This is a genomic window from Sedimenticola hydrogenitrophicus (genome assembly GCF_025175675.1).
Lineage (GTDB): Bacteria > Pseudomonadota > Gammaproteobacteria > Chromatiales > Chromatiaceae > Sedimenticola > Sedimenticola hydrogenitrophicus.
The window spans coordinates 49,839-63,549 of the sequence record NZ_JANIOA010000026.1; the positions used below are offsets into that span (position 1 = coordinate 49,839).

15 protein-coding genes are annotated in these 13,711 nt (G+C 62.9%); 1 reads left to right on the forward strand and 14 read right to left on the reverse strand.

The genetic code is table 11. The features are described from left to right. Nucleotides 1–147: 147 nt before the first annotated feature. Nucleotides 148–2,715, forward strand: coding sequence for an autotransporter domain-containing protein (locus tag NPX02_RS14315; protein WP_260294430.1), 2,568 nt, complete (start codon nucleotides 148–150; stop codon nucleotides 2,713–2,715). Nucleotides 2,716–2,895: 180 nt separating this feature from the next. On the opposite strand, the gene NPX02_RS14320 is transcribed toward NPX02_RS14315, so the two are convergent. From NPX02_RS14320 to nifE, 14 genes are all read right to left on the reverse strand, one after another. Beyond that, nucleotides 2,896–3,174 carry an addiction module antidote protein gene (locus tag NPX02_RS14320; protein ID WP_260294431.1) on the reverse strand — a complete coding sequence of 93 codons (279 nt, stop codon included), beginning with the start codon at nucleotides 3,172–3,174 and terminating at the stop codon, nucleotides 2,896–2,898. Between the two features lie 3 nt (nucleotides 3,175–3,177). Next, the gene (locus tag NPX02_RS14325; RefSeq protein WP_260294432.1) at nucleotides 3,178–3,477 is read right to left on the reverse strand and encodes a type II toxin-antitoxin system RelE/ParE family toxin; all 300 of its coding nucleotides are present in this window, start codon (nucleotides 3,475–3,477) and stop codon (nucleotides 3,178–3,180) included. Between the two features lie 463 nt (nucleotides 3,478–3,940). Continuing rightward, nucleotides 3,941–5,152 carry a cysteine desulfurase NifS gene (gene nifS, locus NPX02_RS14330; protein ID WP_260294433.1) on the reverse strand — a complete coding sequence of 404 codons (1,212 nt, stop codon included), beginning with the start codon at nucleotides 5,150–5,152 and terminating at the stop codon, nucleotides 3,941–3,943. Nucleotides 5,153–5,155: 3 nt separating this feature from the next. Further along, nucleotides 5,156–6,046 carry a Fe-S cluster assembly protein NifU gene (gene nifU / locus NPX02_RS14335; RefSeq protein WP_260294434.1) on the reverse strand — a complete coding sequence of 297 codons (891 nt, stop codon included), beginning with the start codon at nucleotides 6,044–6,046 and terminating at the stop codon, nucleotides 5,156–5,158. Nucleotides 6,047–6,064: 18 nt separating this feature from the next. After that, nucleotides 6,065–6,388 (reverse strand): HesB/IscA family protein, encoded by a 324-nt coding sequence (locus NPX02_RS14340; protein ID WP_260294435.1) that lies wholly within the window; start codon nucleotides 6,386–6,388, stop codon nucleotides 6,065–6,067. Nucleotides 6,389–7,226: 838 nt separating this feature from the next. Continuing rightward, entirely contained in the window at nucleotides 7,227–7,649 is a 423-nt protein-coding gene (locus NPX02_RS14345) for a hypothetical protein (protein ID WP_260294437.1), read from the reverse strand. Between the two features lie 7 nt (nucleotides 7,650–7,656). Further along, complete coding sequence (locus NPX02_RS14350) at nucleotides 7,657–7,983, reverse strand: (2Fe-2S) ferredoxin domain-containing protein (RefSeq protein ID WP_260294438.1); 327 nt, start codon at nucleotides 7,981–7,983, stop codon at nucleotides 7,657–7,659. Between the two features lie 10 nt (nucleotides 7,984–7,993). After that, complete coding sequence (fdxB, locus tag NPX02_RS14355; protein ID WP_260294439.1) at nucleotides 7,994–8,326, reverse strand: ferredoxin III, nif-specific; 333 nt, start codon at nucleotides 8,324–8,326, stop codon at nucleotides 7,994–7,996. Between the two features lie 10 nt (nucleotides 8,327–8,336). Next, the gene (locus NPX02_RS14360; RefSeq protein ID WP_260294440.1) at nucleotides 8,337–8,552 is read right to left on the reverse strand and encodes a CCE_0567 family metalloprotein; all 216 of its coding nucleotides are present in this window, start codon (nucleotides 8,550–8,552) and stop codon (nucleotides 8,337–8,339) included. A gap of 455 nt (nucleotides 8,553–9,007) precedes the next feature. Beyond that, on the reverse strand, nucleotides 9,008–9,481 hold the full coding sequence (locus tag NPX02_RS14365) for a NifX-associated nitrogen fixation protein (protein WP_260294441.1): 474 nt from the start codon (nucleotides 9,479–9,481) through the stop codon (nucleotides 9,008–9,010). A gap of 108 nt (nucleotides 9,482–9,589) precedes the next feature. Further along, nucleotides 9,590–10,105: a SoxR reducing system RseC family protein gene (locus NPX02_RS14370; protein WP_260294442.1), complete on the reverse strand. Its 516-nt coding sequence runs from the start codon at nucleotides 10,103–10,105 to the stop codon at nucleotides 9,590–9,592. Nucleotides 10,106–10,125: 20 nt separating this feature from the next. Then, nucleotides 10,126–10,611, reverse strand: a complete 486-nt coding sequence (locus NPX02_RS14375) for a NifB/NifX family molybdenum-iron cluster-binding protein (protein WP_260294443.1) — start codon at nucleotides 10,609–10,611, stop codon at nucleotides 10,126–10,128. Next, complete coding sequence (gene nifN / locus NPX02_RS14380) at nucleotides 10,577–11,980, reverse strand: nitrogenase iron-molybdenum cofactor biosynthesis protein NifN (protein WP_260294444.1); 1,404 nt, start codon at nucleotides 11,978–11,980, stop codon at nucleotides 10,577–10,579. Before nifN ends, NPX02_RS14375 begins: the two co-directional genes overlap by 35 nt. Before the next feature lie 3 nt (nucleotides 11,981–11,983). Continuing rightward, nucleotides 11,984–13,477: a nitrogenase iron-molybdenum cofactor biosynthesis protein NifE gene (gene nifE, locus NPX02_RS14385; protein WP_260294445.1), complete on the reverse strand. Its 1,494-nt coding sequence runs from the start codon at nucleotides 13,475–13,477 to the stop codon at nucleotides 11,984–11,986. Between the last annotated feature and the right edge of the window lie 234 nt (nucleotides 13,478–13,711).

Below are 13,711 nucleotides of genomic sequence, written 5' to 3' on the forward strand. Positions count from 1 at the left end.
CACCCAACCGAGCCTGGTTTGACTCCGACACCTTACCGAGGTTCTATGCAACAAAAATCCGCCACCCCGTCCAAATGGACGGCATGAATAAAAAAGCCGGAGTGCTACCGTAGAGCGCTTTGTTTAGCAGATTTGCGGTGGCAAAGCATGAATCGAATCTACAGGGTTGTCTGGAGTGTCAGTCGTCAGACATGGATGGTTGTGGGTGAATTGACCAAGGGGCTTGGCAAGCGCAAAAACACCGTCACCTCTTCAGCTTCAAGCCATTTGCAAAAATCTGCATTACTCCTCGCTGTATTGCTATGCGGCGCAACCCCGGTCTGGGCCGACGTGGACATCGACGGCGGTACCACCGAGACGGTGATCGGCACCGGTGGCGGCACGCAGACGAGTCCGTGGAATATTGGTGGTGCCTCTCCCTACTTTCTCTATGTCGGCAAAACTGGCACAGGAACATTGACCATTTCCAATGGCGGCACCGTCAACAGCGCGCACACGTCGGTCGGCCATGCAACAGGATCGAGCGGCGACGTGACCGTCACCGGTAACGACTCCAATCTGACCTCCACGACCTACGGCTTTTGGGTCGGCAATTATGGCACCGGCACACTCACGATTGAGGGCGGCGGCGTTGTCGCGGGCGATTACATCTATATCGGACCGCAAACGGGCGCAAACGGAACCGTCACCGTCACCGGCGCGGGGTCCACCGTAACGCTTACCGGTGGGGCGCCCCTCCTTATCGGCTCTAACGGAAACGGCGAATTGACCATCGCAGATGGCGCCACTGTCACTACCCCTAACGTCACTGACATCGCCAGAACTGGTGCCGGTTCCACCGGCACACTGAACGTCGGCGCGGCATCGGGGGATGCGGCGGTCGCGGCGGGCACGCTCAATAGCCCGAGCGTAGTGTTCGGCGCCGGCACGGGCAAGATCGTCTTCAACCACACCAATAGCGGCTACACGTTCTCATCCGCCATTTCCGGCAACGGCACGATCGATCATCTCGCAGGCGAGACGACCCAATCGGGCAACTCATCCAGTTTCACGGGCACGACCACCGTTTCCGGCGGCACCCTGCTGGTGAACGGCGCCATCGCCAACTCGACCATCACCATGAACACCGGCGGCACGCTCGGCGGTAGCGGCACCCTGGGCGACGTGACCGTCAACACCGGCGGCACGCTGGCGCCGGGCAACTCCCCCGGCATCCTCGCCGTAAACAGCCTGACGCTCAACGCCGGTTCGGTCACGCAGATGGAGATCGACGGGCCGACCCCGGGCACCGGGCACGACCAGATCAACGTCACCAACACCGCGACGCTTGACGGCACGCTGGACCTGAACTTCGGCTTCGTCCCGGTAGACGGCGACCGCTTCAACCTGATCAACGCCGGCGACTTCGTGCTCAACGGCGACGCCACGACCGGCTTCGCCACCATCACCGATAACCTGGGCGCGGCCCTGCTCGCTACTCCTGTTATAGACCCGACGACGTTTGACATCCTGATCGAGCTCGCCCAGCAGAGCTTTGTCACCTCCGCAGGGGGGGCGCTCACACCCAATCAGGGGCAGGTAGCGGCCAGCCTCGATACCTTTGCCACCTCCGGCCAGGCCGCCGACCTGATTGGCGCCTTGAATCTGTTGTCCGCCGCGGCCCTGCCCGGCGCCTTCGACAGCCTCTCCGGCGTGCAACACAGCCACGCGCAGACCCTGGCTATCCGGGCCAGCCAGCAGTTCCAGAGGCTGTTGTCCGGGCGCCTGGGCGGGAACCCGTTGACCCTGGCCGATCGCGGCAACCTCATATTCGCTGCTAATGATGGCGGCATGGTCAGCGATGCCGGCACGAGCGGCCTCAATGCGGGCGACGCGCTGGCCCCTGGGCGCGACTGGTGGCTGCGGGGCTTTGGTGGCTTCGGTGATATCGACGACACTGCCAACGCCAGCGGCGCCGATTACCACGACAGCGGCGTGGCGGTCGGGGCCGACCTGGAACTGCGGGACGACCTGACCGTCGGCGCCGCCTTCGGCTACACCCGCACCGATGCCGACACCGCCGGGGGCAAACTCGACGTGGACAGCTATCAGGGGGCGCTCTATGGCGGTTGGGCAAACGCCGGCAATTACCTCAAAGGCTCGGCCGGCGTCGGCTATCACGATACGGACGCGAACCGGCGCGTGGCCTTCGGCGGTTTCAATAACACCGCCAAGGCCGATTACGCCGGCTGGACCGCCACCGCGACAGCCGAGGGCGGCAAGGCGTTCGACCTCGCCGGCCGCGCCACGCTGACACCCTTCCTGGGGCTGGACTACACTCATCTGCGGCGCGAGGGCTTCACCGAGCAGGGCGCGGGCGGGGCCAACCTCACGCTCGATACCGAGCACCAGGACTCGCTGCGCTCAGTGGTGGGCGTGCGATTGCACCAGACCTTCAAAACCGTGCGCGGGACAAAAATCACGTCGGCCGTCGAGGCCGCCTGGGTGCACGAATACCTGGACGATAATGCCGCCATCGATGCCGGCTTCGCCGCCGCTCCGGCGTCGGCCTTTCGCATCGACGGGCCGGAGCTCGACCGCAACCGCGCCCGTGTAGGCGCCGGACTGACGGTGCAACTTGCGGACCGCGCCCGTCTGCATATCGCCTACACCGGCGAGGCCGCCGGGAGTGACGACCATCACGGCTTCGCCACCACGTTCCGCTATGAGTGGTGACTGTATAGGAGGAAAAGGGGGCGTGGGGAATTAAAAGCATTCCCTCCAATAATCCTCTAGCCGCCTCCTGAATTCGGTGGTACTCGTTGGTTTGAGACCGCCGACGACCACCTGACCAGGAAACGACAATGACACTGTTTTGCGGAATAGACCTTCATGCCAACAACGATGACCTGCTACTCAAGCGGCTACTGACAAATGCACACCCAACGCGTGCATCAGCCGGTGGATTGTGTCCCACTTAGGTTGCACCTGGCCATTGATCACTTTGTACAGGCTTTCGCGGTTGAGCCCAGCCGCTTGGGCAACCTGCGCGACTCCCTTGTGTTTGATGGCATGACCCAACGCCACAACAAACACGGCAGGATCATCATCTTCGTAGGCGTCGGTCAGGTACTGAGACAGCTCGTCCTCGGCCAGCAGGTGATCAAAAGGATTGTATTCTGTCAGTTTGGACATGGGTCAAGCCTCCAATTCGTTCAATATCCGTTGCGCACGGGCAATGTCGCGTGACTGACTGGATTTGTTACCGCCGCACAACAAGATAATCAGTTCGCCATCACGGATCGTAAAGTACAGCCGGTAGCCGGGGCCTGCGAAAATTCTCATTTCGCTTACACCCTGTCCCACAGGCTTAACGTCTCCAAGATTGCCAGCGGCGGCCCGGTCCAGTCTCTGAGCGATAGCCCTCGCGGCTTGGCGATCGCGAATGCGAGTCAACCAGTGATTGAAGTCATCGGTGGAAACGATGTGATAGCGCATGTGCACATTGTAGCCCGCGAGCTACAAATGGGCAAGATAACTCAATAAACTGAGTTCGGAGTCAGAGTAACGATGAGTTCAAGGGCGATCGTCGCAAACCGGACAAGGGCGCATTCCACCAGGGGTCGGAGTCAAATGGGCTCGATATCATACGGCCGACCAGCCTCATACGCCCCATTTGACTCCGACCCCGGCCTGGTGGCCCTGACCCATCGGCCACCGGCCGACCGGGCAACCACGGAGGGTTGCCCCTACGACCATCCCGGCCTTCCGTTCATTGACCCGTGCGCCGGATTCTGTGCGACCCGCCGTAGGGGCAGGCCCCTGTGCCTGCCCGCTCCAAAGCCGCTCCCGGCCATGCCTGGCGCACACAAAAAAATGCCGCAACGGGGTTGCGGCAAAAGATGGGGTTCGGGTCAACCGCCGTGTTACCCGGTCACATTCGGGTGCACGATCTTTGTTATCAGGCGTATGTTGGTGCAAATTCCTGCCCGGGTTCGTCGGCCGGCGCATCGCCATTCCAGTAGGGGGAGAGCTTGCGCAGCCGCTGGACAATCAGTGGCATCGCCGCAATCACCCGCTCGACCTCCTCCATGGTGTTATAGCGGGAGAAGGAGAAGCGCACCGAGCCGTGGGCCGCGGTAAACGGGATATCCATGGCGCGCATCACATGCGACGGCTCCAGCGAGCCGGAGGTGCAGGCGGAACCGCTGGAAGCGGCGATGCCCATCTTGTTGAGCAGCAGCAGGATGGCCTCGCCCTCGATAAACTCGAAGGCGATATTGCAGGTATTCGGCAAGCGGTTTTCCGGATCGCCGGTGACGAAGCAGTGGGAGACCTGTTCGATGATCCCCTGCTCCAGGCGGTCGCGCATCGAGCGCACGACACGCTCCTCGTAGGCCAGCGCCTCGCCGGCCATCTCGCAGGCTTTGCCCAGCGCGACGATGGAGGCGGCGTTTTCGGTGCCGGCACGCCGCCCCCGCTCCTGGTGGCCGCCGCGCAGCAGCGGCCGGAAACGCACACCACGGCGCAGGTAGAGCACCCCGATCCCCTTGGGGGCATGCAGCTTGTGGCCCGACAGCGACAGCATGTCGATACAGCTCTCCTGCAGGTTGATGGGCAGCTTGCCCACCGCCTGCACCGCGTCGGTATGAAACATCACCCCGGCGGCGCGGGCCATCTCGGCCATCTCTTCCACCGGGAACAGGGTCCCGCTCTCATTGTTGGCCCACATAATGGAGACCACGGCCACCTGGTCCGACAGCAGCCGGGCGTACTCCTGCAGATCCAGCCGCCCGCGCTTGTCCACCTTCAGGTAGTGCACGGTATAACCGTCCTTCTCCAGGTACTGGCAGAGCGTGAGTATCGCCGGGTGCTCCACCACGCTGGTGATGATCTCGCGGCGTTCCGGCTGCGCCTTGAGCGCGGAGAGGATCGCGGTGGAGTCGGATTCGGTGCCGCAGGAGGTGAAGATGATCTCCGAGTCATGCTCCGCCCCGAGCAGCGCCTGCACCTGTTTGCGCGCCACCTTCAACGCCCGCCCCACCTGGTTGCCGAACTGGTGCAACGAGGAGGGATTGCCGAACTGCTCGGTGAAATAAGGCAGCATCGCCTCCACCACCTCGGGGGCCACCATGGTGGTGGCGTTGTTGTCCAGATAGATACCCTTGTCCATGCCTCAGCCCCCCACGGTCGCGCGGCAGGCCAGCTCTTCCGCCGGCAGCACCAGGATGAATTCGCTCAGGCCCTCCGCCAGATGCTGCTGGATGCCCCCCAGAGTGGTGGCCGCCATTTGGCAGCCGGAGCAGGCACCGGTCATCTTGACATAGATGTGGCGCCCGTCGACCTCCACCAGCTCCACGTCGCCGTGGTCACGTTGCAGGTTGGGACGGATCTCATCCAGCAACTCCTCGATGCGCCGGATGCGCTGCAGGTTGGTCAGGCCGGTGCGGGGCTGGCGGGCCTCTGCCGCCACCGCGTTGATCACCAACTGCTCGCCCTGCTCGGCCAACACCCGGCCCAGTATCTCTTCGATACCCTCGTGACAGGAGGAGCAACCGCCGCCCGCCTTGGTGTAGTTGGTCACCGCTTCCACGCTGCGCAGGCCGTTGGCGCGTATCGTCTCCTCGATCATCACCGCATCGATGGCGAAGCATTTGCAGATCAGGGCGCCCTCTTCGTGGTCGTCCTTCCACTCTTCACCACGGTAGTTGGCGACCGCCGCCTGCAGCGCCTCGCGCCCCATCACCGAGCAGTGCATTTTCTCTGGCGGCAGGCCGTCGAGATAGTCGGCGATATCCTGGTTGCTCACCTTCAGCGCTTCGCTCAGGGTCATACCCTTGATGATCTCGGTCAGCGCCGAACTGGAGGCGATGGCCGAACCGCAACCGAAGGTCTGGAATCCCGCCTCCAGGATAGTCTCCGTCTCCGGGTCGACCTTGAGGGTCAGGCGCAGGGCATCACCGCAGGAGAGTGAGCCGACCTCGCCCACCCCATTAGCCGCCTCGACCGCGCCGGCGTTACGTGGATTGAAAAAATGTTCCTGAACTGTTTCCGAATAGTCCCACATGACGGTTCTCCCGGTGCATCACGCTGAAAATGAGTTGCCGCAGCCGCAGCTGGCACTGGCATTGGGGTTCACGAACTTGAAGCCGCTCCCCTCCATGCTGTCGACAAAATCGACCGTCACGCCCTGCAGCAGCGGCGCACTGTGGGGATCGACAAAGATCTTCAACCCGCCCACTTCGACAACGGTATCCTCGGACAGGGCAGACGCTTCCAGGGCCAGGCCGTACTGCATGCCCGAACAGCCGCCCCCGGTGACGGAGATCCGCAGCCCCGCGACCGGGGCATCCGAACCTTTGATAAAACGGCCCACGGCCTTCTGGGCACTTTCAGTGAGTGTCAACATGGCTAACTCCCGTGACAAATGTGTTTGGTTACGCTTCACCAGACAGGGTGCAAGGGCTGTGCCATGCGCTTGCGAAAATTGTTATCCGTTGAATTTTCTGTTTTTTTTGCTGTACCTAGCGCCTGAAAAACTTGTCGCGATTACGACAATGCACAACAGATTGAAGGGTGTGGGATAAGGATGGATTGCCGTTTGGCGAGTCAGGGATCGGTGGGTTACGCGGCGCCCAGGCATCATCATGGACTGGAAGTGAAGTGCCCGTGCGCCGCTAACCCACCCTACAAATCGCGTAAGGATGTAGTAGTTGTAAAGGTGTCGGAGTCAAACCAGGCTCGGTCGGGTGACTTGATCGCACGGCGGGTGGCTGGTTTGACTCCGACACCTGGGGGTTGACATCTGGGGGTTGCTGGTTCGACTCCGCCCTCTAGGCACGTCCCCGCTCAACACCAGCTCAACCACCACCCGCCAACCTGGCCACCTTTGACAGAAACTCCGCACACCCGATGCCGATACCCTTCTCGGTCCCACAGCGAATCCCGGTCAACTCCCTGCGCGACAGGTTTTCATCAAACAATCTCCGGTATGCCTCATGAGGGTTCTCATCCACAGGTGTCAGAGCCTGGTAGCGTGGGCACGCTTTTTGTGCCAACGCGGATGCGACTCGGCAAGACATCAGTAACCGCGAAGAACGCGAAGCTCGCAAAGAAAAAAATTGATCCCTCGCCTTGATCTTTGCGCTCTTGGCGTCCTTGGCGGTTGCGATACAGGGCATGGTCCTTCGGCAATACTTTCACAGCCTCAGAGCGTGGAAACGAGGAAAACCTACGGGCTACGCGACTCACTCCGGCATCGGCAGCAACTTCGGCTCCACCTGGATTGTCGCCTCCCGCCCCCAGGCAGTCAGCGCCTCCACAAACCAGGCCTTTTTGCGTGGGTGCGGTTTGACGATATCCTGCTCCACAAAGAAACTGCCATCGGCATGAAACACCAGGCTGCCCCGGCTTCGCCCCTGCTCATCCTGCCAGCGTCCCACCAGGGCATGGGCACCGGTGAAGCTGTCTTTCTCCAGACGGTAGCTGGCGGCAGACGGCGGCATGAGTGTTACCTCATGCTCCGCAAACCCCATTCTCCAGAGTTCGTCGCCGAGCCGCTCATGGATCATTTCGGCGAGTTCACGGACCTCGCCGAAGCGGGTGGCAACGGCATCGTTCAGCCCGCCATCAGGATCGGGGCCGCACCGCGACAGAGTGATGTCGGACACCCGGCCCCTATCCCCAGAACTCGCTGGACATCAGCAGGCGCTCGACCGGCCGGTCGTTCTCCAGGTGCTCGTCGAATATCGCCGCCACATCCTCCTTGCCGACGCCGCCATACATCACCCCTTCCGGGTAGACCAGGACCGAGGGGCCCTCGCTGCAGGGACCCAGGCAGCCTGCCGTGGTCACCCGCACCTTGTCGAACAGCTGCCGCTCCTGCAGGTGCCAGTAGAATTCGTCCGCCACCTCGCCGCAGTTTTTCTGCCCGCAGGAGGGCCGGGGATGGCCCAGGGGCCGGTTCTGCATGCAGATGAACACGTGCTTTTCGGGTTTTGCCATGCTCTTCTCCTCACGCCGACAGGGTCTGCGGCTGGTGGGTGAAACACTTTTTCGGACAGATACGCGCACAGGAGCCGCAACCGATGCAGTCCTGATCGTTCTTCAGACTCATCACCATGGCCGTATCATCGGAGAAGCCGTCATCGTCATCATCGCCATAGTCGTCGTCATAATCGTCGGCTTCCAGCGCCTCCAGCTCTTCACGCTCGACCAGATCGAACACCTCACGCGGACAGACCTTGAAACAGCGGCCGCAGCCGATACATTTGGTCTGTTCAATCGCCATCACGAAGGCGGGGGTATAGGGTTCACCACCCCGGGTAACACCGGTTATCACTTGCATTGTGAGTTCCTCAATTTATCTCTACTTCGGCCGCCCTGAAGGCGGCTTCCACCTCGGCCCAGGCCTTGCAGGCGTCGTAGGTGGCCTGCGCCAGGGCGGGAATCTCCTCATAGGCGGCGGGCAGCCGATCTTCCACCAGATCGTGCAGTTCACCCGCCTTCTCCGTGGCAATGCGCTTGGCCTTTCGCACCGCCTTCTGCATGCCTTTCAACTCTTCCGGATTCATCTCGTTTCTCCATTCCATCCCGTAGGTTGGGTTAGCGGCGCACGGGCACTGCGCGTCCAGACCACGACAATGTCCGGGCGCTGCGTAACCCAACGCATCCGCGGCCGACAAACGGTGGGTTACGGCGCGCGCACGGTGCGCGGCAATCGGCGACCTCTGTGCAGGGCGCGCCTAACCCACCCGACACTCAGCCTCTAACGTAGGGTGGATAAGCCCGAGGGGCGCATGCCATCCTCAGGTCCGTAAACGGTACATTGCATCCTCGGCTCCGTTATCGGTACATCCTTGTACCACTCCTCATGTACCACTCCTCACCATTGCCGCTGGGTATGCATGCCCACGCAGAGCGTGGGAACGAGGAACCCGACGTAGGGGCAGGCCCCTGTGCCTGCCCTGGCCTGCCGACCTCCGACCCAGCCGGGCAACCACGGGGGGTTGCCCCGACACGGCGAGCGCTACAGCCCGGCCACCTTCGGGTGCAGGCCGATGATTTCCAACGCCACCGACAACAGCTTGTCGCCCTCGTCCTTCATCTTCGACAGGCTGGGAAAACCGAAGCGGTGGACATCGCGCAGCGTCCGGTCCATCACCACCAGCTTGCCGACGGTGATCAGCGCCCGGCCGAATCCCTCATGGGTCAGGTTGAGCATGGGCACCGCCATCAGCCCGCACTCCTTTTCGATCAGCACAGAGATGGCGTTGTAAAACGCCCGCACCCGCGCCATCACGATCTCGTCCGGATCCCCCACCACCGGGATCTCCCGTTTCTTCTCCTTGGTCAGGACGAAGGGCTCCAGGATCTTCTCCAGGGGCCAGTTGTCGTAGCTGCCGTAGGTGTCGATGGCACGCATCTGACGCACCATCTCCTTGGCGAAATCGGTCCCCAGGACCGGATCGTCACTGCTGATAGCCAATACCGCTTCGCTCATCTTCTGCTCCTGTCTGATTCAAAAATTAACTGGTGTTACTTCAAATTGATAAAGTACTTTTGTAGGGTGGATACGCCTACCGGCTTATCCACCCTACAAAACTGTGATTCAAGATTCTCCATGGGTTGTGTCAACCGTTATTCCATTCATCCCTACCGGAAAGCTCACCGCCCGGCCGGAAGCCGGGACGGAGAGGCGCAACAGGCGGGGATTGAGATGGGCATCGCCCGCGCCGCCACCGCTGCCGCCACCGGTCAACCGGCGCACCAGCATGAGGCCGGCGACCAGACCACCCAGACCCATCAGACCCTGCACGCCCTCGCCGGCATCCAGCAGCCGGCCCGTCAGGGCGGCGCCGATCATCACCAGCAGCGGAAGCAGGTAGGCCCATAGCGAGGCGCTTACCAGCACCGCCTCGGGGATGCCGATCACCACCGTATCGCCGGTGCTGGCCGCCAGCGTATTGGGCAGCTGAATGCGCTGACGCCGCTCACCGAACAGTTTCGACACCACCGCCGAGCTGCAACTGCCGCTGGCACAGGCCGAGCAGCCGCTCACCTGGCGGGTCTCCACCCAGAGGGTTGTATCGGTTGTCGCCACCACGATGCCGGTCTGTTCGATCATCTGCTTACCTTATTCCGCCACTACTCTTCCCAGCCCTCGGTTTCCATCGCATCAAAGCGGCCGGGATCGGCCGGCAGGGTGCTGGCGATGGCCTTGGCCAACCAGCTGCCGGGGCCCTGGCGCAGCTCCTCCTGCAGCGCCTCGACCAGGTCACTGATCGCGGCGCCCGGCGATACCTTCACCGGTTGGATCCCCTGGGCCTTGAGCTGGGTGATGGCCGAGGCGCCGACCGCCTGGCTGTAGACGGCGATACAGCCGTCCAGCGCGGTGATCTTCTCCGCCAACTTGTCCTCGTTGCCGTCCATGTCCAGGTCGCCGAACTCGCACGCCTCGACAAAACAGGCCCGCTCCCGGTCCACCGCATAGATGGCAAACGACTGGGCCGCGCCAAAGTGCTGGTCGACATGCTTCATGTCGCGGGTGGCAAAGGCCACCTTCAGGGCGCTGCCCATCCACTGCCCCTCGCTGTTGTTACCCACCAGCTGCAGTCGCCGCTGTAGCGTCATGGGTCACCTCCGGTTTTTGTGAATAGATGGAGCGATAGGGATGGATCTCCCCCTTCTCCAGGGACAACAGGATGTTGGCCAGGTCGAACAGCGTCTGGCGGCTGCCGCGATAACCGATCCAGGTCTTCTGGTAGCCGCCCAGGGCGTCGTACTGGGGGAAGCCGGCGCGCAACAACGGGATACCGAGTCGCGCGGCGCTCTCCACCCCGTGGGAATTGCAGATCAGCACCTCGGCCTCGGCCGTGCGCGCCAGCTGCTCCAGGTCCTCCAGATCGCCGATCTTCACCGCCGCCGCTGCGGCCTGTTGCAGTACCGGCGCATTGACCGGCGCCACCGCCGCCACGGTTTCGGCACCGACTCCGGCCAGCAGCTGGCTGAAGGCGGTGAGCAGGTCGGGATCGGCGGCCACGGCGATGCGCGCCAGGCCGAGCATGAAGTGGCCGTCGAGCATGGCGTCCTGCAACTGGGCACGCTGCCGCTCCAGTTTTGCCGGCACCGGCTCGGTGGAGATCCGCTGCAGGGTATCGACCAGGGCGTCCACCGCCGCCAGCCCCATCAGGTGATCGAAACGGTAATCGGGCACCCCTGTGTGCTGCTGCAGCAGGTCGGCCGCCTTGTGCATGGAGCGGCCGATCACCAGGGTGGCCACGGCATCGCCCAGGGTCCGCAGTTCGGAGACGTCGGTGCCGCCGATGGTCAGGGGCGAGAAATCCTCCTCGCCCAGGTGACCGTCCAGGGAGTCGGAGAGGTCCGGCACCAGTACCGGGCGCAGGCCGAACGCCTCGATGATCTCCTTCAGCTCCTCCAGGTCACCGGGGGTCAGGAAGCAGCCCACCAGCACATTGAGCTGCCGGCGGCGGCGTCCCGGCTGGGTGCCGGCCACCTCGGCCGTGGGTACGGCCGCCTGGATGATCGCCTCCACCGCCTTGCTGAAACCCGTCTCCAGACAGCCGCTGTAGTCGGGTGTGGAGACCGGGACCACCGGAATGGCCGCGAACTCGGGATGGCGTTTGCGGAACAGCTTGACCGCCATCGGCACGTCGCTGCCCTGGGTCTCGGAGAGGCCGGTGGTCGGCACCCCGATCAGCGACGGCCGGTTCTTTTCGGCGAGGGTCCTGAGACCCTCCACCACGCTCTCCTCGGAACCCATTACCGTGGTCACCTGGTCCATGGCGGTGGTCTGCAGCGGGATCGGTTCACGGAAATGGCGCACGAAGAATATCTTGCCGAAGGCGCTGCAGCCCTGGGACCCATGCAGCATGGGAATGGCGCGGCGGAAGCCGAGGAAGGCGAGCGCCGCCCCGATGGTCTGGCTCGCCTTCAGGGGACTGACCGAGAGCGCCTTGTTGCATTTGATGATCTCAACCATGGTTCACGCCTCCAGATCAATGGGGTCAGACTCGATTGATCTATTGAGCTGTTGATCCCAAACTTGTGGGCAATGATCAATCGAATCTGACCCCTTTGATCCCTGACTCCGACCCCTCTCGACGGCATGCCAGGGGGCGGCCTGGCGCACCGCCGGCCACACCGGACTGTCGATGGTGAGCACCAACTGCCGCGCCAGCTCCAGCATGCCCTCATAGCCGGCATAGCCGAAGTCGCGCTCCTGGTTGATGTCGAGAAAGGGAATACGCGCCTTCAGCGCGGTATACATGTTGCGCCCGCCGGCGATCAGCACATCCACCTGCTGGTCACGCACGATATCGATCAGCCCCCGGGGATTGCCGTCTTCCAGCATCAGCGCCTCGCCCCCCATCAGTTCGCGGATGCGCGCCTTGTCCTCTTCGGTGGATTTCCTGGTGCCGGTGGCCACCACCTGCATACCCAGATCCTGCAGCGCCGCGACCACCGACCAGGATTTGACCCCGCCGGTATAAAGCAGCACCTTCTTGCCCTTCAGTTTCTCCCGCCAGGGGGCCAGTCGCCGGCTTATGCGCGCCTCTTCCCGCTCGATCAGCAGCTCGGTGCGGGCATACAGATCGGGGTCGCGGATCAGCCGGGCAAAGTCGCGCAGCGCCTGGGAGACATCCTGCACCCCGTAGAAGCTGCCCTCGAACCAGGGGGTGCCGTAGGCCTCCTGCAGCTTGCGCGCGACATTGATCATCGCCTTGGAGCAGACCATCATGTTGGCCTCGGAACGGTGCATGGTCTGCACCTCGCTGTAGCGGGCGTCACCGGACAGGGTGCAGAGCACCCGCAGCCCCAGCTCATCCAGCAGCGGCAGCACGTGCCACAGCTCACCCGCGATGTTGTACTCACCCACCAGGCTGACATCATGCACCCGGATGCCCGGGCGCTGGGCGGCCGCCGGCAGCGGATCCGGTTCGCGGGTGCCGCAGACATATTTCACCATGGTCTCGCCGGCGATCCGGTTGCCGAGGTTTTTGGTGCCGTAGAAACCGGCCGCGTCCACCGGGATCACCGGGGTGTTCCAGCGCTCGGCGGCCGCCTTGCAGACCGCGCTCACGTCATCGCCGACCAGCGCGGGGACACAGGTGTTGTAGACAAACACCGCCGCCGGGCGGTAGCTCTCGATGGCCTGCTTGATGGAGTGGAACAGGCGCTTCTCGCCGCGCCCCATGATCACATCCTGCTCGGTCAGATCGGTGGTCATGCCGATGCGGAACAGCCGCGAACCGCTGGAGCGGGTGCCGCGGTTGTCCCAGGAGCTGCCGGCGCAGGCGATGGAGCCGTGGACGATGTGCGCCACGTCGGCGATCGGCAGCAGGGCGATCTGCGCCCCGTCGAAGGCGCAACCGCCGGCGGTGGCGCCGGGCTTGGGTTTGGCACAGCCCGACTTGGATTTCTTGTTGTGGGCGCAGGCCGGTTCATCCAGCAGCGCCGCGATATCTTTCTGTTTCATGTTCGATAGGACTCTGTTGTTGCCTTACCCAGGGTTAGTGCAAGCGACATGCCATATCGAAAGCTATTGTTTTATTGGGTTTTTCAGCAGATTTCCGTTTGTCGCAAACACGACAAACGGGAGACGATTGGAGGATCTGCGACCAAGCGGCAGGCGTCCCGATGGGCTGGACAAACCAGGTTGGATGGACACGTTTTATGCGCCCACGCGGCGCGTGGCAAGGTATGCATTCCT

Coding starts and splice junctions, on each gene's coding strand:
- NPX02_RS14315 (WP_260294430.1), top strand. CDS start 148: ATGAATCGAATCTACAGGGTTGTCTGGAGTGTCAGTCGTCAGACATGG.
- NPX02_RS14320 (WP_260294431.1), bottom strand. CDS start 3,174: ATGTCCAAACTGACAGAATACAATCCTTTTGATCACCTGCTGGCCGAG.
- NPX02_RS14325 (WP_260294432.1), bottom strand. CDS start 3,477: ATGCGCTATCACATCGTTTCCACCGATGACTTCAATCACTGGTTGACT.
- nifS (WP_260294433.1), bottom strand. CDS start 5,152: ATGGACAAGGGTATCTATCTGGACAACAACGCCACCACCATGGTGGCC.
- nifU (WP_260294434.1), bottom strand. CDS start 6,046: ATGTGGGACTATTCGGAAACAGTTCAGGAACATTTTTTCAATCCACGT.
- NPX02_RS14340 (WP_260294435.1), bottom strand. CDS start 6,388: ATGTTGACACTCACTGAAAGTGCCCAGAAGGCCGTGGGCCGTTTTATC.
- NPX02_RS14350 (WP_260294438.1), bottom strand. CDS start 7,983: ATGGCAAAACCCGAAAAGCACGTGTTCATCTGCATGCAGAACCGGCCC.
- fdxB (WP_260294439.1), bottom strand. CDS start 8,326: ATGCAAGTGATAACCGGTGTTACCCGGGGTGGTGAACCCTATACCCCC.
- NPX02_RS14360 (WP_260294440.1), bottom strand. CDS start 8,552: ATGAATCCGGAAGAGTTGAAAGGCATGCAGAAGGCGGTGCGAAAGGCC.
- NPX02_RS14365 (WP_260294441.1), bottom strand. CDS start 9,481: ATGAGCGAAGCGGTATTGGCTATCAGCAGTGACGATCCGGTCCTGGGG.
- NPX02_RS14370 (WP_260294442.1), bottom strand. CDS start 10,105: ATGATCGAACAGACCGGCATCGTGGTGGCGACAACCGATACAACCCTC.
- NPX02_RS14375 (WP_260294443.1), bottom strand. CDS start 10,611: ATGACGCTACAGCGGCGACTGCAGCTGGTGGGTAACAACAGCGAGGGG.
- nifN (WP_260294444.1), bottom strand. CDS start 11,980: ATGGTTGAGATCATCAAATGCAACAAGGCGCTCTCGGTCAGTCCCCTG.
- nifE (WP_260294445.1), bottom strand. CDS start 13,477: ATGAAACAGAAAGATATCGCGGCGCTGCTGGATGAACCGGCCTGCGCC.